The organism is Domibacillus sp. PGB-M46, assembly GCF_022668875.1.
Lineage (GTDB): Bacteria > Bacillota > Bacilli > Bacillales > Domibacillaceae > Domibacillus.
The window spans coordinates 66,791-89,451 of the sequence record NZ_JAKGCR010000010.1 but is presented as its reverse complement, the minus strand read 5'-3'; the positions used below and the strand labels follow the sequence as shown (position 1 = coordinate 89,451).

Below are 22,661 nucleotides of genomic sequence, written 5' to 3'. Positions count from 1 at the left end.
GGTAAAAAGTAGCTGAGAGATCAATAAAAAATACCCATATTAGCATGTTGTCTAATACAGGCAGTATAGCTTTTTTCATAAGCGATAATAAAGCTTAAGGTTAAGAGTAGATATTCCGTAATTAGATAGAAACGAGCTTTTGTTTGTAAGTTTCATCAAATTTGCGATGAAGTTCTTTACGCGCTTCTTCAATGCCTGGCTGGAATTGAATCAGTGCATTTCTTCGTGTCTCCGTCACTTCTTCAACCGCAGCGTACAATTTTTCATTACCGCCATAAACTAAAGCTTTAAGCTCACGCGCCATCGAAAGGCCTGCTACTTTTCCCTGAGCCCTGGCGACTTTGGCGCTTTCAACACCTGTAATATTGCCTGCTATATACAAACCAGCGAGGTTCGTCTGCATAAATTCATTGTGTAAAGGAACATGCCCGCCCAGTTCCGGAACATAACAGAAAGAGCAGCCAGCAACAGAAGCAAGTTCAGCCATTGGAGTAAGACCGCCTGCAATACAAACAAAATCAGCAGATACTGTTTTTTCAGTACCTGGCAGAACCTCTCCGTTAGCAGAAACTTCCGCCATTCGTACACCCTCTACTTGATTGTCCCCTAGGATTTCAAGAGCCGCTTTGCGCAGCTGGATCGGAATACCCCACATTTTGAATCCATTTTTCGGAAATAAACGTGCACCAAGTTTCGGACTTACCCATTTTCCTCCCATCCGTATTAAAGGGGAAGGAGCCAGATGGGACAATCTTAGAAGCGATTCCATCATTTTTTCTGGATTGCCGGCGCTTCCAGCCAAAAGTCCTGGCTGCGGAAGTAAAATACTTTCAACATGGACTCCGCATAGCTGCAATTCTCTTGCAATGGCAACCGAAAGCACATTTACACCGATGATAATGCCTTTTTCCCCTGGCTTCACACGATGCACATTTCCCATTACCTGGGCTGCTCCAATTGACATTACACCTGGAAGCGTCCACCCTGGAATAGGGATCGGCGTTTCTGATGCACCAGTAGCAAGCAAAAGGCATTTAGACTCAATCATTTCATCAGTCGTATATACGCACCAGGTGTTTTCTAATTTTCTTAAATCATACACAGATATACCGCAGCGGATATCTACGCCAAGCCCAATGGCTTGATTATAAAGCTTTTGGGCTTCTTCGATACCGTTCACCCATTTTCCATCAGGCTCTTCATGCAGCTGTCCTAACAAACGTCCCCCTGGCTTTACAAACTCATCCACCACACATACCTGTAAGCCATGTTCTGCAGCTGCAACGGCTGCACCCAGACCGGCCGGTCCTGCCCCTATTATCACCACATCAATCATAGTGTACCTCCTTTTACTTCAGAGGCAGAAAGAGCCTTGCACGATTCAATCTGCATATGGTTTTCTGCAGATGTTAAACAAGCACGAACTGTTTTTTTTCCATCTACCTTTACCCGGCATTCAAAACAATGACCAATGTTGCAGTAAATTCCACGCGGCGTCTCTTTATCTTCGTGAAAACGAAGGGTTCGAACGCCAGAAGCGAGCAGGGCAGAGGCAATGGTATCTCCTTCATAAGCGGTATATTCCTGCCCGTCAAAGTAGATCTTTATTTCTTTGTGCGTCTCAAGATCTCCCAGCACTGGGTGATGATTCACTCTCATTGAATTCATTCTTTTGCCCCTCCTAACACTCCGAATGAAACAGGCCGAACAGGAGGTCGATAGCTAAGCGGCACTTCATTAGAAACCGTTGCCCCTCCCAGCTCTTCTACTAACCGATCAATGACGCTGCGGCAGGTGCGTCCTCCACAGGAGCCCATTCCCGCACGTGTTCGTAACTTTACTTCACGTGAAGAACAATGAAACTGTTCAATCGTTTCTTGAATTTCTTCCATAGTGATTTCTTCGCATCTACATACTATCGTTGGCTTTTCACTCATTTAACTCTCCTCCACGCCCTCCAAAATGTGATTAAAAAAGCAGTTTTTATGATAGAATTCTAATAATGTCTTATCTAGATGCAGTGACTTATAAGAAAAGACATCAACATTTCTTCTGGATAAAATAGATGCGCAGCCAACTATTTTACGCAGAAGAGAACGTTAGATGTCTCATACGTACAACATTGAGTAGCACATCAGAAGATATGTTAAAAAACTGGGATGTTTTATAGATTTGCATGCTACGTTTATCTTGCTTTATCTTTATTTTTTAGATAAAACCGTTATATGGTTTTTGGCTGGTCGCAAAATGAGCCCATCTGATCATCGTAATAAAATCAAATACTGGAAGCTTCACTGCTCGTTGAATATCAGCTGCATATGGCGGTAAATCACTGCATTCAAGCAGGATGGCACCAATATCAGGATTTTCCTTCACTAGTTGAACAGCAGCGTTCACTACCTCTTTTCTCACTTTTTCATTATCAAAAGAGCCTCTGCTTTCGATAATCGCTGAAAATTCCGGCAGCCTTCCCAAATCCTTTACTACACACATATCCGGATTATCTACCCCGCAGCTTTTGAATAACTCAGGCGTGATTCCATGCGCGTCTGCTGTCAGCATGCCTACCTTCTGACTCGGCTTCAACCCTGTTTTGATCCAGGGTACTTGGACAACACTTGAAAGATAAACGGGGATATCCACAGCTGCGGCTACTTTGTCTTGAAAGTTCCCGAAAAATCCACATGCTGCACATATAGCGCGTGCTCCCTCTGCTTCAAATTGCTTGGCTGCTTTTATAATGTCATCCAGCAGCGTAGGATCGCCTGCATGGATTCTTTCCTGATTACAGTTAGGCACTACTTTCAGCTGTACTGGAAAGTCGTAGGTGGAAAGATTTGCAACATTTCCTGGTAAAACCGGGTACCAGCAGTCATCTAAATAAAGGATGCCAACGGAATAGCCCGCTACATATTGCCCTTTTTTCATAGTGATAATTTGACTTTCTTTTTCTAAGTAGCCGTATTCACGTTCATTATTCAATGATTTAGTGGTCATTGAAGGCTCCTCCTTATCGTTTCAGAGAATACATGTGTATTCTCTGAAACACTTCATCTTATTTCTTTCACATTACGCTTCTGTCAGTAACTTCACTTCATATCCTAATTTGGTTAGTTCCTCTTTAAGTTGCATTTTCATCTCTTCAGTAGGCTGTGTTAAAGGCTTTCTCACTTTTCCGCCTTTGATTCCAATCAAGTCCATACCTGCTTTTACCGGACCAGGATATGGATTGCCTTCCGCTTCCATTAAGCCGTAAATACTTGATAATTTGCGATTCAAGTCACGTGCAGCATTTATATCGCTTTTCTCAACGACCAGTTCGTATAGCTCTACAAGTTCCTTAGGAAGCAAGTTGACAAGGATTCCAAAAGCACCCTGTCCTCCAATAGAGAAAGTAGGAAGAATAAAGTGTTCTTCACCGGTAAATACGGTAAAGTTTTCAACATCCTTCGTCAAAGCCACCACTTCACATAAGTGACCAAAATCTGCAGACTCTTTAACACTTACAATGTTTTCTTCCTGGCTTAATTCGTAAATCATTTCAGGCGAAATGGTAACACCGGTTGCGCCTGGATAATTGTAAATGACGATTCCAACATTTGATTTTGCCGCTATTTCTTTGAAAAATTCAAGAATGCCTTCTTCACTTGTCTTATGATAATAAGGAGGCAGAGCCAGCCCCCATTTAGCGCCACATTCTGCAGCATAATTAGCCAGTTCAATTGTTTCCTGTGCAGTTGAGCATCCAACACCTGCCATAACCGGTACTCTTCCAGCGGCATATTCACAGCCCGCTTTGATTAAACTTTTACGTTCTTCGAGTGACATAACATGGTATTCTCCTGTTGTGCCTCCAACGAGAAGACCGTGAACTCCATTTTCAACTTGAAAGTCGATTACTTTCTTATAAGACTCAAAATCAATGCTTTCATCATCGTGGAATGGGGTAATTAATGGTACAAAAATTCCTTTTGGGGCACTATTCTTCATTATTTATTCCTCCATTTTTTAAATATTTAGGTTTTTTATTTAATTTTTGTTATGAAACTGCATCGGCTTTTTTATATCTAGAAAAATTCAGTTTATCAATATTAAAGTCTGTTGGTTCACCTGCGATCAGCTGCGTGACCATTCGTCCTGTAATAGGAGCCATGCTGATACCGTCTCCTTCATGCCCGCTGGCAATAAAGAACCCTGGTACTTCTTCTACTTCTGACACAATAGGAAGGTGATCTTCAACCCAAGGTCTGACTCCTGCATAAGCTCTTATACAGTTAATATCCTTTAATTTTGGCAGGAACCGGATCGCTCTCTCCGCTATTGCGTGCATTACCTCGATTTCAGAGCTGATGTTATACCCTTTAAAAGCCCTGTGGCCTCCTACCAAAAAGTTATTGGCGTCAGTCGGTTCAATAGTAAAAGCCACATTGTGTTTTTCAACTAATTCACTTACGTTTCTTTTATACTGGATATCTTCGAATTTGGATAACATATATCCGAATTCATGCACTTTTTGGCTGGCTACTTTGAATGGTGTTTTTTCGGAGATTAATACCATTCCTTTTCTTGGCTTGATCGGTATGTGAACTCCTACCATTTCTGCGATCTTAGGTGACCATACACCGGCGCAGTTTACAATTCTTTTGGTTTTGAACGTGCCCCGGTCTGTTACGACGCTTTCGACTTTTCCTTGTACATCTAAAGTAATATTCTGCACAGAATGATAGTCATACACGTCCAGGCCCAGCTTTCTTCCTTCTTCAACAAACGCATAGCATAGTTTATAGGGATTCATGGAAGAGTCAACTTCCGTCCAGATTCCTCCTGCTAAATCATCAGCTAAATAAGGCTCAATTTGCTGCAGCTCATGCCTGTCCACCATGCGCATGTCATAACCATCTTTTGCTTGCTCGGAAACATATCCTTTCGCAATGTCGAGCTCTTGCTCTGTTTCACAAACATACAGACTTCCTCGTGAAGCAAATTCAAAATCTACTGAAAACTCTTTTGCTAATTGTTTGAAAAGCTGAATACTTGCAAAGCCTATCTCAGTATCTATACCTGGTTTTTTGTCACAGATCAGCGCTACTGCGTCACATCGGCTGGAAGTACCGGATGCAATACCACCTTTTTCAATCAATGCTACTTCAAGACCTTTTTTCGCCAGATGATAGGCTACGCTGGAACCAATAACACCAGCTCCAATGACAATAACGTCATAACTTTTCATGTATGTGCCTCCTTTCCAAGTAGAATTACCTTTTCTTCCTATTATTTCCCTTCGAAAAAGCCGGATGGTTCTACTTTAAGGTTGATATTAATTTGTTTTGTTTCCAGATATTCTTCAAAACCATACGTACCTAGGTCTCTTCCGATTCCGCTCTGTTTATAGCCGCCCCAAGGTGCTTCGTTAAACGTTGGATGATACGTATTGATCCATGTAATACCTGCACGTAGTTGTCGAATCACACGCTGCGCTTTGGCGCCATCCTGGGTAAATACAGCAGCAGCCAGGCCGAAAGCTGTACCATTTGCCAGTTCAATCGCTTCTTCTTCTGTTTTAAACGTCTGAATGACTAACACAGGGCCAAAGATCTCTTCCTGTACAATTCGCATATCCGGAGTTGTATCACCAAAAATAGTTGGTTCAACAAAGTATCCTTTTCCGAAATCACCTTCGAGCATTCGATTGCCTCCGCATAAAAGAGTAGCTCCTTCGTTTTTGCCAATTTCAATGTAATCAAGCACGGTATTCATATGAGCTTCTGATACTAAAGGTCCCATTTCAACACCTTCATTCCAGCCTGGACCTATTTTAATCATTCCGGCACGTCTGACTAGTTCAGGAACAAATTTTTCATATAAACTTTCTTCTAATACCAACCGTGAGCCTGCTGAACATACCTGGCCTTGATTGGCAAAAATAGCATCTAGCGCATAACTAACAGCAGTGTCAAAGTCTGCATCAGCAAAAACAATATTAGGAGATTTTCCTCCGAGTTCCAAACTAATCTTTTTCACTGTATCTGCTGCAGATTTCATTAACTTAATCCCTGTGTCAGTACCGCCTGTAAAAGAGATTTTATCTACATCTGGGTTGGAAACTAATTCTGCTCCAACTTTTCTTCCAGAACCTAACACTAAATTCACAACACCAGGAGGAAATCCTACTTCATTGATAATCTCAAACAAGCGGATAACAGAAAGTGGTGTTATTTCTGCTGGTTTTACTACTATTGTGCAGCCTGCAGCGAGTGCAGCAGCAATTTTTTGGTTTGCCATGACCAACGGATAATTCCATGGAACAATGATCCCGACGACCCCAATTGGTTCACGGACAACCATTGCTTGAATGTCATCCGGTACATCATAAGTCTGGCCATGCGGTTTTGTGGCTAATCCTGCATAATAACGTAATTGGTTTACGGCATCTTCAACATCGGCCAATGACTCTCTCAAGGTTTTTCCGTTATTTAATGTATCCAGGTAGGCAAACTCTTCTTTTCTTTCTTCCAGTTTATTTGACATTTTGAGAAGAAGCTCTGCACGATCTCTAGCCCTGCTATTCATCCAGCCATTGTTATAAAACGCCTTTCGTGCAGCTTCAATTGCTTTTTTAGCATCTTCTGCTGAGCCTTCCGTCACTGTTCCGATTACTTCCCCGTTTGCGGGATTAATAATTTTACTTGTTTGATTCGTTTCACTTAACACCCACTCACCGTTAATATACATTTTTTGGGTGATATCCTTGCTGACCAAAGCTGATTGAATATCATTTAATACTAAATTCATCCCATTCACCTCTTCATCGACTAGTTGGAAAAAACTCATTGATTCAATTGAAGTTCATTGAGCTTTTAATATTGGATTAATATAAAGATAAAATATGCGGCACAAGTTTTCATTGGACACTGTGTATAAATTAGCCGCTTATTCATTGGACACTTGTCGAAACTCACTTTGAAAATTTTGCATCACTCACTGGTATAACCGGATCTTTGCATGTTCACCAGTCATTTTATCTTTATGGCATCATTTAACTACTTGTCTAACTCTGCCTATTTTCCGGCATTTAAATTGAGGATAGAAAACATAAGCAAGAACAACCTGTTAAGAACTTAAGGTAAACGCTTACAAACTTAATATTTATACGATAAAACATGGTCATTTAATCATGTACGTTTTCGTTACTAGCTAAAGCATTTTATCTGCGTACTGAACAATTATTAATTTACGTATATTCTTATGAAGAAATCGTTCTTCGTTCTTCCTGCTCAAGGTATTCTGTTTGCCGGTATTCTTTCTCCCAAAATTCAGCATCTGAGATACCCACCTTTGCGGGATCAAATACAGGATCTTTTCCTTCTTTCTTCTGTCTTTCATAATCTTTTAATACTTTTAGTGCTGGTTTTGTAAGGAAAAGAATGACAGTGAGGTTTACCCACGCAAGGGCTCCCAAGCCTAAATCGCCCATTGCCCAAACAACAGCTGCTGTTTTAATACTTCCGTAAAATGCAGCGGACATTAGGATTATCTTCAATATATGGTTTGGCCACATTGATTTTATCCCCAGCTTTTGTCGAAGAAAGGCAAGATTTGTTTCTGCTTTGTAATAATAAGATAAAAGCGTTGTGAAACAGAAGAAAAACAGAGCAATAGCAAGAAAAGCGGCGCCAAATCCAGGAAGAACAGAATCAACAGCGAGTTGTGTATAAAGAGAAGGTTCTACGTTTCCAAGATTATTGGTTACAGGCTCCATCCCTTCTGGCTTCACATCATACATTCCTGTAATAAGGATCATACACGCTGTTGCCGTACAGATTAAATAGGTATCAATGTAAACAGAAAACGCTTGAACTAAACCTTGTTTCGCAGGATGAGATACCTCTGCAGCGCCAGATTCAAACGTTTCACTTCCGATACCAGCTCCATTTGCATAAACCCCTCTTTGAACTCCCCAGGCAATGGCTGAACCCATTAACCCTCCAAATGTTGCATTTAAATCAAAGGCACTAGTAAAAATCAAGGAAATAGCGCCTGGTATCTGAGAAAAATTAAAAGAAAGAGTGATTAAACAGACGATGATGTAGCCAAGAGCCATAAATGGAACGATGATCTCAGCAGATTTAGCTATCCTCTTAACACCGCCAAAAATAATGGCTCCTAGCAGCGTAACGATGAGTATTCCTGTAATGGCAGGCGATATTCCAAAAGCATCGTTCATCGTTAATGCAATGGTATTGGTCTGTACCCCAGGCCATAAAACCCCCATTACAATTAAAAGTAAGATTGCTGATACTACAGCAAACCGCTTTAGCTTTAATCCTTTTTCAATATAAAATGGCGTCCCTCCGCGGTATTCACCATCTATCTTTCTTTTATAAACTTGAGTAAGCGTGATTTCGATGAACGAAGTAGCACTTCCAAGAAATGCCGTAAGCCACATCCAGAAAACAGCACCTGGTCCTCCAAGCGCAATGGCAGTAGCCACACCTGCCACATTACCTGTACCGATCCTGCTCCCTAATGACATCATCAACGCCTGAAAAGAATTTACGCCAGCTTTAGAATCTCCTCCATCAAATGACAGCTTTATCATGTCTTTAAGATATCTTACCTGGACAAAACGGGTGAGAATGGTGTAAAGCAGCCCTAATCCTAAAAAAGCATAAACTAATATGGGACTCCAAACATACCCATTTAACCAGCTTACTAACTCTTCCATAAAAGATCTCCCCTCTTACTAGAATTTTTGTCGCCCAGCCTGCTTCAAATCGACAAAATATTGTTAGTAAAAGAATAATTCAAGCAAAAACGATTAACATTAGACAATGTGTTAAGTATTCCCTCCCGTTAATTTGACGGTAGTATTTTATATCTTTATATTTTTTTACAAAATATTCATTTTTTTATAATACGACAAAAAATATCGATATATTCATATCGGCTGCTTTACAAGCATATTGATAAATTTTATATTATGAACTTCAACCATTTCTCTCCAAAATATCTCCGACGATAATTCAATTCACAAGGTTGAATTTTTATATAAAAGATACACCAATGTTCAGTAAAAGGGCACTGGACCAGGAAAATACATTCGCCATTAAAGCAAAAAAAAGAACAGGCCCGCTTCAAAGAAACGTCTGTTCAAAGTGATCTACAAATGATTGTACGATTTCTACACTGGTAATTTGTCTTGTTCTGCTGGTATATCCTGCTCGACTTTCCCATATTCTTTTTCCCAAAAGTCTGCTTCTTTAATTCCTAATTTTACAGGATCGAATACAGGATTTTTTCCCGCCTTTTTCTGCACTTCATAGTCTTTTAGTACTTTTAATGCTGTTCTTGTAAGGAGAGCAACCACAACAAGATTTACCCATGCCATGAGCCCCGCACCTAAATCTCCCATTGCCCAAACAACAGCTGCTGTTTTCACACAGCCGTACATGACAGTGGCCAGTAAGACCACTTTCAGTACATGATTTGGCCACATTGATTTTATTCTTAGAGTATCTCTAAGAAATGCAAAGTTTGTTTCTGCTTTATAATAATAAGACATAAGTGTTGTAAAGCAAAAGAAGAACAGGGCAATAGCAAGAAAAGCGGCACCAAATCCAGGGAAAACAGATTCAATAGCGAGCTGTGTATAAAGAGATGGTGCTACGTCTCCAAGCTTATTCGTAATAGGCTCCATCCCTTCCGGTTTCACATCATACATTCCTGTCATAAGAATCATAAATGCCGTTGAAGTACAGATCAAAAAGGCATCAATGTAAACAGACAGTGCTTGAACTAAACCTTGTTTAGCTGGATGAGATACCTCTGCAGCACCGGATTCAAACGTTTCACTACCTAAACCGGCTCCCGTTGCATAAATTCCTCTTTGAACTCCCCAGGCAAGCGCTGAACCGATTAAACCGCCAAAAGTCGCGTTTAAATTGAAAGCACTAGTAAAAATCAAGGACATCACACTTGGTATACTAGAATAATTCATGACAAGTATAATCAAGCAAACAACGATATAACTAAGAGCCATAAATGGAACCATGATTTCAGCAGCTTTTGCTATTCTCTTAACACCGCCAAAAATAATCACTCCCAGTAGAACAACCATGAAGACTCCGGTTGTAGTTGGCGATATTCCAAACGCACTATCCATCATTAGTGCCACTGTATTAGCTTGTACTCCCGGCCATAAAATACCCATGACAACCAAAGTTATGATTGAAGATAAAATAGCAAACCACCTTAGTTTTACGCCTTTTTCAATATAAAAAGGAGTACCTCCTCTGTATTCACCATCGATTTTTCTTTTATAAACTTGAGTAAGCGTGATTTCGATGAATGAAAGTGCGCTTCCAAAAAATGCTGCGAGCCACATCCAAAAAACAGCACCTGGTCCCCCTAATGAAATCGCAGTAGCTACACCTGCTACATTACCGACACCAATCCTGCTTCCCAGTGACATCATCAACGCTTGAAAAGATTTTACTCCAGCATTGGAATCTCCGCCTTCAAAAGCCAGCTTTATCATCTCTTTAAATAATCTGACTTGTAAAAAGCGTGTAAGAATTGAATACATCAAACCTATTCCTAGAAGGAAATAAACTAATACTGGACTCCAGACATAACCATTTAACCAATTAACAATGTCACTCATCGAAATCCCCCTATTCAAGGATAAATTTTTGATACGTATTCACATTCAAAATCATGGGTCGCACACCCTAATAGATTGAATATTCAGAAAAATATATCTAGAATTTCCGGTTTCATAGAGACGTTTGATTTAACATTTACCGGCTCACACTGTTTAAAAAGTAACGGACAGGCATTTTAGTTTCAATTTATCTTTTGCAAGTAGTCTGCCTCAAAATTAAAAATTCCCCTCCAATCCTATTATGAAATTTAAATCTCGTCTGTGTTGTAAACGACACCTAAGCTGATCTTGTAACTACTCATTTTGTACAAAAATACTGGCTCTCGGTAAATTCTATCCGGCCAAAGTATCGTTGTTTTCTCTTGAGTATCCACATGCAATAGATGAGTAGTTACTTTATTTATCTAAATATAATGTACATGCAAAAAATAGCCACTAGACACACTGTTAAACATTCATATTTATTATTTTTACATTAATGCGTTCCTAAAAACGACAAAACGACGGGCAGGCCCATCGTTTTGTCTAATTATGATCAAAGCTCATTCATTACAATTGAAGTATGCTTTCTTTTAACGTTTTTAGAATAAAAGCAAAGTCATCTTCAGTAATACTTAATGGAGGAGAAAGCTGCAAAACATTATTATACCCTGCGACAGTGTCTCCATTCTTCCCGATGAGCAATCCTTTTTCTTTACACAAACCGATAACTTTGTTCATTTTTTCAATAGCAGCCGGCTCTTTTGTCTCCTTATCTTCTACTAGTTCAATACCTAACAGAAGACCCTTCCCGCGAACATCTCCTACGTTTGGATGCTCCTTGAGTACTTCTAGTTCCTGTAGCAGCCGTTCCCCTAACTCTCTAGAACGTTCAATGAGTTTCTCATTCTCCATAATTTCTAAATTCTTTAAAGCCAGGGCGCAGGCAGCTGGATTTCCCCCAAATGTGTTCACATGGCGGAATCGGTCATAATCATCCGTGCCTGTATAAGCCTCATAAATCTCTCTTTTGACAGCAGTTGCTGACAAAGGAAGATAAGCACTGGTAATACCTTTTGCCATTGTAATAATATCCGGCTTCACGTCATAGTTCATAAATCCGAACGGTTTCCCTGTGCGGCCAAATCCACATATCACTTCATCACAAATAAGCAGCGCACCGTGATTCTCACAAATTTCTTTTACTTTTTTCATGTATCCATCAGGAGGCATTAAAATCCCGCCGCCCGTGATAATCGGTTCCATAATCACACCCGCAATGGTGTCGCTTAGCTCCCATGTCATAACACGATCGATGTCATCAGCGCTAGCCAGTGTCTGGACATCCTCTGGATTGCGGTACGTATCAGGCGGCGCTACATGCAGGAACCCTTGGCCCAGCGGCTCATATTTGTATTTTCGCTGTGCCTGTCCTGTTGCTGCGAGAGCCCCCATCGAGTTGCCATGATAAGCGCGGTAGCGTGAAATAAACTTATAACGTCCATGCTCCCCTTTTTGCTGGTGATATTGACGGGCAATTTTAAACGCTGTTTCGTTCGCTTCCGATCCACTATTAGAAAAGAAAATAACGTAATCATCACCAAGCCATTCATTCAATTTTTCTGCTAGCTTAATAGCCGGAACATGACTTTGTGTTAAAGGAAAATACGGCATTTCCTGAAGCTGTTTAAAAGCCGCTTCGGCAAGTTCTTTCCGGCCATATCCGACATTTACACACCACAGGCCGGACATACCGTCTAAATAACGGTTCCCGTCTATATCCGTCACCCAGGCTCCTTCTGCTCCGGTGGCAATGATATTTGCCGGATTGGGAGCGGATCCCCGCATGGCATGCCAGAGATATTTTTCATCTGTTTTTTGTAAGTTTTGTGTTTGTTCTGTCACTTGCATGATCGTCAGCTCCATTCTATTATTTTATTGTTGTTCATCCTATTTTAATAACGGGCCGTAAGCATTTTCTTGCGGGTATAGAACGCCACTCCGTCTTTTCCATTTGCATGAAGATCACCGTAAAAGGATTTCTTGTACCCTGAGAATGGGAAGAACGCCATCGGAGCAGGAACGCCAAGATTAACACCCAGCATGCCTGCATCTATTTCTTCACGGAATTCACGAATCGCTTTCGCACTGTCTGTATACAAACATGCACCGTTTGCGAACTCAGACTTATTTGTCAGTTCAATCGCTTCCTCTAAGCTTTCCACCCGGACAATGGACAGCACCGGAGCAAAAATTTCATCCTGCCAGATTTTCATTCCAGGCTGCACGTTGTCAAAGATCGTTGGTCCGATAAAGTAGCCCTGCTCATTCCCTGCATCATTTCTTCCATCTCGAATGAGGGAAGCACCTTCCGCCTGGCCGCTTTCGATGTAACCAAGGGTACGTTCTTTATGTGATGCACGGATAACAGGTCCAAGGAATACACCTTCATCCATCCCGTTTCCTATTTTAATTTCATCGGCTGCTTGTTTAAGCCGGCCGATTAATTCGTCCGCAACGTCTCCAACTGCCACGACGACTGCAGCCGCCATACAGCGTTCGCCTGCAGATCCAAAAGCTGCACCTGTGATATTGGTTACGGCATTATCTAAATCTGCATCAGGCATAACGATGGAATGATTTTTTGCTCCTGCTAAAGCCTGCACTCGCTTGCCAGTCGCTGCTGCTGTTTTATAAACATACTCAGCTACAGGCTGAGAACCTACAAAAGATACTGCTTTGATATCCTCATTTTCTAAAATGCCATTCACGACATCATGAGCCCCATGGACAATGTTCAGTACCCCATCTGGAAGCCCTGCTTCTTTAAACAGTTCCGCTAAACGATTAGCCAGCAATGGTGTTCTTTCAGATGGCTTCAATACAAACGTGTTTCCACATGCAATGGCCAGCGGGAACATCCAGCACGGAACCATCATCGGGAAATTAAAAGGTGTGATGCCTCCAATGACTCCAATGGGATAACGATACATGCCTGACTCAACGCCTGTAGCAATATCAGGAAGCTGTTCTCCCATCATTAATGTTGGTGCGCCAGCAGCAAATTCCACACATTCAATCCCTCGCTGTACTTCGCCGTATGCTTCGTTATAGCTTTTTCCGTTTTCTAATGTAACGATCTTCGCCAGCTCTTCCCAATTCTCGATCAATAGCTGCTGATAGCGGAATAAAATGCGTGCCCGGCGAGGTACTGCAACTTTTCTCCACTTCTTGAAGGCTTCTTTAGCAGCTGAAACAGCGTGATCTAGCTCTTCTCGAGTAGAAATCGGCACACGAGCAATGATTTCTCCAGTTGCCGGGTTTGGCACTTCTTCTATTTGCTTGCTTGTTGACTCAATCCACTTTCCACCAATATAGTTTTTTATCATTTGAGCTGTTTGTGTTAGTTCCATTGCAAAGCCTCCTATTTTTGAAAGTATAGCAATCCTTTGAATTCATTATATGGATCGTATAAACCCATACCATTAGACAGTGTGTAAAATATTCCTCGAACTTTTTCTGCATCTTGCGCGATCGTACATAAAACCATTTACACGCTGTCACAATAATGAAGTAAGTTTGACAGAACCTCCTCTAAAGGATTTAACTGGTTTAGGGCTTAGTTGGCCTGCCTTTTTTTTACGGTGCTCGTGGTTAGCTTGATAGGCATGTGCTAGAACAAAAAAAGCATCCTCGTTTGGATGCTTTAGCTTGTAGACCAATAAAATTTATTGCCAAAGGATTTCTAATTTCTAACACCAACTCGCCCTCTTGCAGCTTTTTCTTTTAAATTTATTGTACCTTAACATAAAAAATGAGCAGGTTACTGAACATAGATTATTGAACAGGGTTTTGTTACATAAAAAGCAAAAAAAAAAGCGCCCTTTTGAGAACCGGACGGCCGTGTTCAGAAAAGGACGAGTTTCTGTACATAATAGAGTGATTAATGAGATATAGGTTTTGAGCAATGTTTTGAGACGAGCAGACAAGTCGGACACAAAAAACAGCTTTCAAATTTCTTGAAAGCTGCCTCCTGTCAAAATTTTTTAATGTTTTCTGAAAAATACAAGGGGGGTTTACTCAGTTATTTTTATAAAACAGTATTCAATTAAATGGACAATGCACCTGTAATAATACCAACTACTATCATGACAAGAGCACTGCCAGTAGCATATTTAGTAGAGAATTTAATATGATCACGGAAACTTACGCCAACAAGCCCGATTAATACATAAACAGATCCAACAAGCGGACTTAACAAATGAAGAGGCTGTCCAAGAAGTGATGCCTGTGCAATTTCCAGCTTATCGATTCCAACTTGTGAAGCAGTTTCAGCCAGAATAGGAACAATACCAAAATAGTAAGGGTCATTTGCCATAAAGAAAGTGAATGGCATGCTCGTTAAACCCACAATTAATGGAAGCTGCGGAGCAAGGAAATCAGGAATCACTTTGACCATAGAGGTTGCCATAGCATCTACCATTCCAGTACCTTCTAATATACCGGCGAATGCTCCTCCAGCGAATATAAGTGAAACAACAGTCAATACATTCCCAGCGTGGGCTTCTATTCTTGCTTTTTGATCGCTTAAATTTGGATAATTCACAATGGTCACGATAACGTATCCAAGCATAAATAAAGCAGGTAATGGAAGAATAGCTGTTAATAACCCTACAACCAATAAAATGGTGGTAAACAAGTTAAACCAAAATAGCCTAGGTCTTTTTAATGATTCAGCTGACACCGTCACAGTTGCTGCCATTTCATCTTCCACTTCATGATCGACAGAAATCTTTTGAATGCCCAGTCTTTTTCTTTCTTTCAAGCCAAAGAAAACGCCCAGACCTATTACATAAAGAGCCGCTGCGATAATGGAAGGAATCAGCGGAGCAAGAACTGTCATTGCTTCATAATTAAAAACAGACATAACACGTGCAGTCGGCCCGCCCCAAGGAAGAACATTCATAATCCCCATTGACATTGCAGGTAAACAGGCAAGGATCAGTTTGTTCATGCCTAAACGTTCATAGAGGGGTAAAAATGCTGTGACAACAATTAGATACGTAATGGTTCCATCGCCGTCTAAACCTACCAGCAAAGAAAGAATGGCTGTCCCAACCGTTATTTTTAGAGGGTCACCTTTTGAAATTTTAACCACTTTATTGACTAATGGATCAAACATTCCCGCATCAATCAACGTTCCAAAATATAATATAGCGAAAGTTACCATGATGGCGGTTGAAGCTACCGTTTCAGCTCCACCTATAATCATGTCGCCCACATCTGTGAAACCTGCAAAAAGAGCAAATACGGCTGGAATTAATATAAGCGCATGCAGAGCGTTCATTTTATTACTCATAATTAAATACATAAAAACTACGATCATTAAAAATCCTAAAAATGTTAGCATATTCTTCACCCCTCTTTTTAGATAACGCTTTCATATAGGAGATAAGAAAAGGTTCTCCAAACCTTTTCTTATCCCAGTTTTACCTGTCCTGCTGGTTTACAGTGGAGCTGTGAATTTGGGCCAGCTTTCAACAGAAAGCTTCCTCCGTCATGTCCAATTGTTTTCTTTACCTCTTTTGCCGCCTCAAGCAATTTATCTAAATCAATTCCTGTCTCGATATCCATTTCATGGAAGGCATGAACGAGATCTTCGGAGGCAATATTACCTGCTGCATTCGGTGCGTATGGACAGCCGCCAAGACCTGCTGCTGAACTATCAAAAATGGTAACACCTTGCTGGAGTGCTGCTACTGCATTGGCAAATGCCATCCCCCTTGTATTATGAAGATGCATAGAAAATATGAATTCTGGAAACTCATGTTTCATTACACCTAAAACATCGTAAATCAGTTTTGGATCACCTGTACCGCTTGTATCCGCTAAAGAAATCTCAGTTACCCCCATTTTGCGGTAGTCTTCAAGGATTGAAAGCAATCTTTCCACAGGCACTTTTCCTTCAAAAGGACATCCGAAAGCAACTGAGATTGATCCGCTGATTTCAACATTGCTTTTATTAGCCAGCTCAACAATTGGAAGAAGCTTTGCCTGCGCGTCTTTTACCGTGGCATTAGAATTTGCCAAGCTGTGAGAATCCGTCGCAGAAAGTAACAGCTTCAGTTTTTTCACACCCGCACCGATGGCCCGTTCTGCTCCCCTCACATTCGGAATTAAGGCACGAAATTTTACATCTGTTAAATCCTGAACACTTTTTACAACCTCTTCTGCATCTTTTAGCTGTGGAATAGCTTTTGGATGAACAAACGAAGTAACTTCAATATGCTTAATCCCTGTATCAGCAAAACGATGAATAAGTCGAATCTTTTCTTCCGTTGGAATCCATTTACGTTCCATTTGAAACCCATCTCGCGGGCACACTTCCCAAATTGTCGCTTTTTTAGGAAGCATCAACGTATTTTCTATCATGTCAAATGACTCCTTTTTCATATAATTGTTCAATTTGTTCTTCCGTTAACCCAATTTCATTTCTAAGGATTTCTTCGTTATGTTCACCAAGATCAGGCGCGCGGTGTCTAATTTTGCCCGGAGTAGCAGAAAACTTTGGCACGATGCCAGGCACTTTTACAGATCCAAGACGGGGATGTTCCACTTCTAAAATGTTTTCCCGCGCTTTGTACTGTGGGTTATTGAAAATATCTTCAATACTTAGAATTGGGGAAACTGGCACGCCGTCAGTATCCATTTTTTCAAGAAGCTCATCATTATTAAGACTCCCGATAAACTCTCTCACAATCTTTTGCAAATCTTCATCATTTTGCATACGTTCCATATTTGTTTTATAACGTGGATCATCAATTAAATCTGCTCTTCCCATTGATTCTGCCAGCCTAGTCCATGTTTTTTCTGTACTGCAGACAAGAACCACCCATTTGCCATCTTTGGTCTGATACGTACCCGCCGGACTCGAATGCCCTGCCAACATTGGGCTTCTTTCTCTTACTTTCCCCAATTGATCATGTTCGGCAATGAGGAATTCCATCATTCGGAACATCGCTTCGTATAATCCTAATTCAACGACTTGCCCTTCTGCATTGTTTTTATCCCTATGGTAAAGAGCGCTTACAGTACCAAAAGCTACAAAAATGCCTGAAACATAATCCAGCAACGAAAAAGCGGGGCTTACAGGAGGCCTGTCTGAAAATCCCTGCAAGTACGTGTAGCCTGAAAAAGCAGTGCACGGAGTTCCAAAACCTGCTTTCCCTGCATAAGGACCTGTCTGGCCGTAGCCGGATTGTCTTGTTAAAACGATATTAGGGTTTACTTCTTTCAGGACTTCATATCCGAGACCCCATTTTTCCAATGTACCTGGACGAAAGTTTTCAATAACAGCATCTGCTGTTTTGGCTAGTTCTTTAAAAATTTCTTTTCCTTCTTCTGTACGAATATCAAGGGTTAAAGAACGTTTGTTTCTTGAAAGGCCGGGCCATCTTAACGATTCTTCACCTTTCCAAGGCCCAAGCCCTCTTGTAGCATCTCCTTTGCCAGGGAGTTCAACTTTTATCACTTCAGCTCCCAAATCTCCAAGCAGGCAGGCTGCAAAAGGTGCAGCAATGACGCTCGAGACGTCAATAATTTTTAACCCTGTTAATGGTCCAAAGTTTTTTTGCGCCATAATTATTTCCTCCATCTTAACTGGTCCTATGGTTTACTGGTCAGACCGGTTTGGTTAATTGCAATTATGCAATATTTTTTTGAAAGCGTCAACATTTTTTTAAAAATTAAAACCCTATCTTTTAACGATAGGGTCAAGGAAATAAGTTACTGGTTATTTAAAATGCTCTCTCGTAACCGTTTTAAATGTGCAGACATTGCTTCTGATGCTTCTTTTGGTTTCCGTCTTTTCACTGCATCAAAAATAGCTCTGTGTTCTGCAGTTGAACGTTCAAGCCTTTCAGGTGATAACAATGTTTTCATCCGTATCTGCTGAAGCATATTTAAATTTGTCTCAAGTGTAGTTACAAGCACGAAATTATGAGTGGCTTCTGCCAGCGCCAAATGAAACATACTGTCCCGCACCAGCTTTTCATCAATATCTTTTCGTTCTGCTTCTACTTTCAACAAGGCTTTTTCCATTTTTAACATATCTTCTTCAGTAGCCCGCTCACAAGCCAGCGCGGCAATGTTGGGCTCAATCATTTCACGGACTTCTAAAAAATAAATAATGGATGTTGTTTTCATGAGATCTACAGGATCAAAGCTGTATTCCATTACAAGACGCTGGTCGACATTTTGTACATAACGCCCACCGCCTGGTTTTGCAATCACAACTCCTTCAGCTTCTAATACCCGAAGAGCCTCTCTCAGTGAAGTTCTACTGCATCCCAGCATAGCAGCAAGATCCCGCTCGCCGGGCAGCCTCTCACCGGGAAGTATCTTTCCTTCTTGAATCAGTTCTCTAATTTGCTCCACAATTTGTTCATATACTCTTGCATATTTAATATTAGTAAATAAGTTATTTTCCACAGTACACCACCCTTCATTCCACAGCAGCAATCAATTCATATTTAAAATCAATATACCATACTTTTGAGAAAGAATTGTCATTGCTTACATGTTGAATCACCGAAAGTACAGATTCTGCAATTTTCATTACTGTGTGGAGATGGATTTGACAAAAAACACTCTTTGTAAATCGGTTCAAGACAATTTGGGGCTAAATCAGTGCTTGTTTAAAAATTCTATTGGTCAAAAAAATGAAGCAGCTACATTAGGTTGGGCTGCTCCATTCCAGTAAGGTGTTTAGCGTTCAAAATGAGTTTCGCGTAAAAGTGTACTTAGATGTACGAGAGATAGAGAAAGAAAGGATCTCAATACAGCTGGAAAAGCACTGCAAAGGAGAAAAGCTTATGCTTAAACAACTGTCTGTACGCCAGGAAAAACGATCCAGTTTATAGATGACTATGTTATTGTAAAAAATTGTCCTGCGTCTATTCGTGAAATGGGTGACGTGGTTGAGTTAAAGTCTTCTTCTACAGTAAAGTAAAGGGGCCATCTTGATCGTTTAAAGGCGTAGGGGTACGTACCCTGGGAAATCGAAAAGTTTTCTGCCTATTTTAAGCGGTAAAAATCCTCATAAAAAAAGACTGGCGACTTTATCGACAGTCTCAAGCATGTTTGGATGCTTTCACTTTATGATGAAATATTAGCCATTTTCGTTTTTACGATACTTTTTAATTGTTTTTCAAATGCAAATATAATGATTCCGCAAACAATAATGAAGCCGCCGATTACTTGAGACATAATAACAGTTTCTCCGAGTAAAATATAAGCTAAAATAATGGCTCCGACAGGTTCAAACAATATTGAAACTGAAATAACATTGGTGCTGATCCATTTTAGTGACCAATTAAACAACGAATGGCCTAATAAAGTAGGGACGATGGCCAATAGCAAAAAATATACCCAATCTTGAGCAGGATAGTTCATTAATGGATACTGCAAAGCAATACAGTAAATAAACAATGTAACCGCACTAAAGCTGTATACGATAAATGTATAACCCATTAAAGAATGTGTTTTTCGTACCTCTTGGCCAAACAGCAAGTAAGCGGTCACCATCGCACAAGCCGCTAATGCCAGAAAGTCTCCAAACAAAGCCATACCACTAACATAAAAATCTCCCCAACTAATAATAACGCTGCCAATTATAGCAACCATTGCACTTACAATAGTAGTAAACGATATTTTTTCTTTAAAGAAAAAATACGTGCCGACAAATGAAAAGAGAGGCTGCAAAGTAACAAGCACAACCGAACTTGCAACAGAGGTAAAATTAAGGGATTCAAACCATAATATAAAATGGACTGCTAAAAACACGCCGGCAACACCCGAAAAAATCCAATCTTTCTTTGAGAATGTCTTTAGTTCAGGTAAGTTCCTAAGTAAGAAGTACGGTAAAATAAGCAGGGCAGAAAAAAATAATCGATAAAATGCAACCACAGCTGAAGGCGCTGTCGTTAATTCAACTAAAACGGCAGAAGTCGAAACAGCTGCTACTCCTACTGCCAAGGCTATGTATGGCATAGTAGATGAAGATTCAACAAAATCCCCCCTCTTCTTTCTCCATATTAATACTAACCCTTCGTTTATCTATTGTTCTGATAATTCAACTTCAGAGAAGACAACCACATTCAATATAGAATCAACACTTACACCTAACAAAGCTTCATTAAGAATCTATATACCGTGTAAAGCATTTCAGAACTTTTTTCTATTTTTCTTCATAATGGATATAGTTTAGCCAGATAAGTATTTTCTTTCTTCTAGCTCCTCTCTTTGAGTTTCTTTATATTTTCCCTCCCAGAATTCAGCACCTTTGATTCCGAGCTTTTCCGGGTTAAAAACAGGATCTTTCCCTGCTTTTTTTTGCATTTCGTAATCTTTTAATACTTGTAACGCTGGTTTGGTAAGAAACAAAATAGCTATAAGGTTTACCCAGGCCATTGCGCCCATACCTAAATCACCCATTGCCCAAATCACATCTGCCGTTTTAACGCTTCCATAAAATGAAGTAATCAACAAGATCACTTTTAAGGCATAATTTGGCCAGCTAGATTTTATTTTTTGATTGTGTGTTAAAAATGCAAGAGTTGTTTCTGCTTTGTAATAATAAGATAGAAGCGTTGTAAAACAGAAAAAGAATAAGGAAATGGCGAGGAAACCTGCACCAAATTGCGGGAAAACAGAATCGACAGCGAGCTGTGTATAAACAGAGGGTTCTACGTCTCCAAGATTATTAACAACAGGAGACATTCCTTCTGGTTCCACATTGTACATCCCTGTAATCAGGATGATAAATGCTGTCGCGGAACAAAGAAGGAGCGTATCGACATAAACAGAGAAAGCTTGAACTAAACCTTGTTTTGCTGGGTGAGACACTTCTGCTGCCCCAGATTCAAACGTTTCACTGCCTATACCAGCTCCATTTGAATAAACCCCTCTTTGTACTCCCCATGCAATCGCAGAACCCATCAATCCACCAAAAGTTGAATTAAAATGAAAAGCACTTGTGAAAATAAGAGAAATCACGCTCGGAATTTGAGAGAAATTTAAGATTAAAATGATCATACACACGATGATATAACCAAGGGCCATAAAGGGTACTATTATTTCTGACGTTTTGGCAATCCGCTTAACACCGCCAAAAATGATAAATCCTAATAGCAGGATGATGCCGAATCCAGTGACGATTGGAGATATTCCAAAAGCGCTGTTCATCGTTAACGCGACCGTATTAGCTTGAACACCCGGCCATAAACAGCTCATAACCATTAATGTCAGGGCTGCAGATAAAATAGCAAACTTCTTTAACCTCAATCCCTTTTCGATATAATAAGGTGTACCGCCTCGGTACTGTCCATCGACCTTCCTTTTATACACCTGAGTAAGAGTGATTTCGATAAACGAAGTAGCACTGCCCAAAAATGCTGTCACCCACATCCAAAATACAGCCCCTGGTCCTCCTAAAGCAATAGCGGCAGCTACACCTGCTACAGTGCCGGTACCAACTCTGCTGCCTAGTGACATAGCAAGAGCTTGAAAAGAAGTAACACCATCTGTTGAATCTCCACCTTCAAAGGACAGCTTTATCATATCTTTAATAAACCTTACTTGGACAAAACGGGTTAAAATTGAATAAAGCAGCCCTAATGCCAAAAAACCATATATAAGGAACGGGCTCCATACGTATCCATTCAGCCAATTCACTAGATCGCCCAAAAACAAACACCTCTTTACTTAAACATTTAACTTGTAGATTTGTACGTCTATTTACGTTTTAAATATTTTTTCTCTATTAAACTAAAAAAGTACAAAATCTAGACAGGCTTTCTTTACATCTTTTCTTAGTTTTTCGCAGTTTACATATAAATGACGAGATAAATCCCGCCATTTTAGGCAACAGAGACTTCAGTTTTAAAACGGTTTACTTAAAGTTGAAACTTTCTGTTGCTAATCTTACGATACAAGCGATGCCTTCTTCTATCATGCCCAA

Annotated in this window: 17 protein-coding genes; all 17 read right to left on the bottom strand. The window is 40.3% G+C overall.

Features of this window, described 5'->3' with window-relative positions; translation table 11 throughout:
• Positions 1-121: 121 nt before the first annotated feature.
• The 17 genes from L2D08_RS13545 to L2D08_RS13465 all read right to left on the bottom strand — a co-directional run bounded on the left by L2D08_RS13545 (position 122) and on the right by L2D08_RS13465 (position 22,387).
• Positions 122-1,336 carry an NAD(P)/FAD-dependent oxidoreductase gene (locus L2D08_RS13545; RefSeq protein ID WP_242234383.1) on the bottom strand — a complete coding sequence of 405 codons (1,215 nt, stop codon included), beginning with the start codon at positions 1,334-1,336 and terminating at the stop codon, positions 122-124.
• Entirely contained in the window at positions 1,333-1,668 is a 336-nt protein-coding gene (locus L2D08_RS13540; protein WP_242234382.1) for a (2Fe-2S)-binding protein, read from the bottom strand. Before L2D08_RS13540 ends, L2D08_RS13545 begins: the two co-directional genes overlap by 4 nt.
• A complete protein-coding gene (locus tag L2D08_RS13535; RefSeq protein ID WP_242234381.1) occupies positions 1,665-1,937 on the bottom strand; it encodes a (2Fe-2S)-binding protein in 273 nt (90 codons plus the stop codon). Before L2D08_RS13535 ends, L2D08_RS13540 begins: the two co-directional genes overlap by 4 nt.
• A 271-nt stretch (positions 1,938-2,208) precedes the next feature.
• Complete coding sequence (locus L2D08_RS13530) at positions 2,209-2,997, bottom strand: aspartate/glutamate racemase family protein (RefSeq protein ID WP_242234380.1); 789 nt, start codon at positions 2,995-2,997, stop codon at positions 2,209-2,211.
• 72 nt (positions 2,998-3,069) lie between these two features.
• Positions 3,070-3,990, bottom strand: a complete 921-nt coding sequence (gene dapA / locus L2D08_RS13525) for a 4-hydroxy-tetrahydrodipicolinate synthase (RefSeq protein WP_242234379.1) — start codon at positions 3,988-3,990, stop codon at positions 3,070-3,072.
• A gap of 49 nt (positions 3,991-4,039) precedes the next feature.
• Positions 4,040-5,230 carry an NAD(P)/FAD-dependent oxidoreductase gene (locus L2D08_RS13520; protein ID WP_242234378.1) on the bottom strand — a complete coding sequence of 397 codons (1,191 nt, stop codon included), beginning with the start codon at positions 5,228-5,230 and terminating at the stop codon, positions 4,040-4,042.
• Positions 5,231-5,271: 41 nt separating this feature from the next.
• Positions 5,272-6,792, bottom strand: a complete 1,521-nt coding sequence (locus L2D08_RS13515; protein ID WP_242234377.1) for an aldehyde dehydrogenase family protein — start codon at positions 6,790-6,792, stop codon at positions 5,272-5,274.
• Positions 6,793-7,243: 451 nt separating this feature from the next.
• Positions 7,244-8,725, bottom strand: a complete 1,482-nt coding sequence (locus L2D08_RS13510; RefSeq protein WP_242234376.1) for an alanine/glycine:cation symporter family protein — start codon at positions 8,723-8,725, stop codon at positions 7,244-7,246.
• A 456-nt stretch (positions 8,726-9,181) separates the two neighbouring features.
• Positions 9,182-10,663 carry an alanine/glycine:cation symporter family protein gene (locus tag L2D08_RS13505; protein ID WP_242234375.1) on the bottom strand — a complete coding sequence of 494 codons (1,482 nt, stop codon included), beginning with the start codon at positions 10,661-10,663 and terminating at the stop codon, positions 9,182-9,184.
• A gap of 549 nt (positions 10,664-11,212) precedes the next feature.
• Positions 11,213-12,553, bottom strand: a complete 1,341-nt coding sequence (locus L2D08_RS13500; protein ID WP_242234374.1) for an aspartate aminotransferase family protein — start codon at positions 12,551-12,553, stop codon at positions 11,213-11,215.
• 44 nt (positions 12,554-12,597) lie between these two features.
• Positions 12,598-14,055, bottom strand: coding sequence for a CoA-acylating methylmalonate-semialdehyde dehydrogenase (locus L2D08_RS13495; protein WP_242234373.1), 1,458 nt, complete (start codon positions 14,053-14,055; stop codon positions 12,598-12,600).
• A 695-nt stretch (positions 14,056-14,750) separates the two neighbouring features.
• Positions 14,751-16,052, bottom strand: a complete 1,302-nt coding sequence (locus tag L2D08_RS13490) for a CitMHS family transporter (protein ID WP_242234372.1) — start codon at positions 16,050-16,052, stop codon at positions 14,751-14,753.
• A 68-nt stretch (positions 16,053-16,120) separates the two neighbouring features.
• Positions 16,121-17,074, bottom strand: a complete 954-nt coding sequence (locus L2D08_RS13485; RefSeq protein ID WP_242234371.1) for a hydroxymethylglutaryl-CoA lyase — start codon at positions 17,072-17,074, stop codon at positions 16,121-16,123.
• A 1-nt stretch (position 17,075) separates the two neighbouring features.
• Positions 17,076-18,281 (bottom strand): CaiB/BaiF CoA transferase family protein, encoded by a 1,206-nt coding sequence (locus L2D08_RS13480; protein ID WP_242234370.1) that lies wholly within the window; start codon positions 18,279-18,281, stop codon positions 17,076-17,078.
• 146 nt (positions 18,282-18,427) lie between these two features.
• Positions 18,428-19,132 carry a FadR/GntR family transcriptional regulator gene (locus L2D08_RS13475; RefSeq protein ID WP_242234369.1) on the bottom strand — a complete coding sequence of 235 codons (705 nt, stop codon included), beginning with the start codon at positions 19,130-19,132 and terminating at the stop codon, positions 18,428-18,430.
• 666 nt (positions 19,133-19,798) lie between these two features.
• Positions 19,799-20,692: a DMT family transporter gene (locus tag L2D08_RS13470; RefSeq protein ID WP_242234368.1), complete on the bottom strand. Its 894-nt coding sequence runs from the start codon at positions 20,690-20,692 to the stop codon at positions 19,799-19,801.
• Between the two features lie 213 nt (positions 20,693-20,905).
• Complete coding sequence (locus L2D08_RS13465; RefSeq protein WP_242234367.1) at positions 20,906-22,387, bottom strand: alanine/glycine:cation symporter family protein; 1,482 nt, start codon at positions 22,385-22,387, stop codon at positions 20,906-20,908.
• Between the last annotated feature and the right edge of the window lie 274 nt (positions 22,388-22,661).

Bases quoted from the DNA above. Each gene is read 5' to 3' on its own strand.
- L2D08_RS13545 (WP_242234383.1), bottom strand. From the start codon at position 1,336: ATGATTGATGTGGTGATAATAGGGGCAGGACCGGCCGGTCTGGGTGCA.
- L2D08_RS13540 (WP_242234382.1), bottom strand. From the start codon at position 1,668: ATGAATTCAATGAGAGTGAATCATCACCCAGTGCTGGGAGATCTTGAG.
- L2D08_RS13535 (WP_242234381.1), bottom strand. From the start codon at position 1,937: ATGAGTGAAAAGCCAACGATAGTATGTAGATGCGAAGAAATCACTATG.
- L2D08_RS13530 (WP_242234380.1), bottom strand. From the start codon at position 2,997: ATGACCACTAAATCATTGAATAATGAACGTGAATACGGCTACTTAGAA.
- dapA (WP_242234379.1), bottom strand. From the start codon at position 3,990: ATGAAGAATAGTGCCCCAAAAGGAATTTTTGTACCATTAATTACCCCA.
- L2D08_RS13520 (WP_242234378.1), bottom strand. From the start codon at position 5,230: ATGAAAAGTTATGACGTTATTGTCATTGGAGCTGGTGTTATTGGTTCC.
- L2D08_RS13515 (WP_242234377.1), bottom strand. From the start codon at position 6,792: ATGAATTTAGTATTAAATGATATTCAATCAGCTTTGGTCAGCAAGGAT.
- L2D08_RS13510 (WP_242234376.1), bottom strand. From the start codon at position 8,725: ATGGAAGAGTTAGTAAGCTGGTTAAATGGGTATGTTTGGAGTCCCATA.
- L2D08_RS13505 (WP_242234375.1), bottom strand. From the start codon at position 10,663: ATGAGTGACATTGTTAATTGGTTAAATGGTTATGTCTGGAGTCCAGTA.
- L2D08_RS13500 (WP_242234374.1), bottom strand. From the start codon at position 12,553: ATGCAAGTGACAGAACAAACACAAAACTTACAAAAAACAGATGAAAAA.
- L2D08_RS13495 (WP_242234373.1), bottom strand. From the start codon at position 14,055: ATGGAACTAACACAAACAGCTCAAATGATAAAAAACTATATTGGTGGA.
- L2D08_RS13490 (WP_242234372.1), bottom strand. From the start codon at position 16,052: ATGCTAACATTTTTAGGATTTTTAATGATCGTAGTTTTTATGTATTTA.
- L2D08_RS13485 (WP_242234371.1), bottom strand. From the start codon at position 17,074: ATGATAGAAAATACGTTGATGCTTCCTAAAAAAGCGACAATTTGGGAA.
- L2D08_RS13480 (WP_242234370.1), bottom strand. From the start codon at position 18,281: ATGGCGCAAAAAAACTTTGGACCATTAACAGGGTTAAAAATTATTGAC.
- L2D08_RS13470 (WP_242234368.1), bottom strand. From the start codon at position 20,692: ATGCCATACATAGCCTTGGCAGTAGGAGTAGCAGCTGTTTCGACTTCT.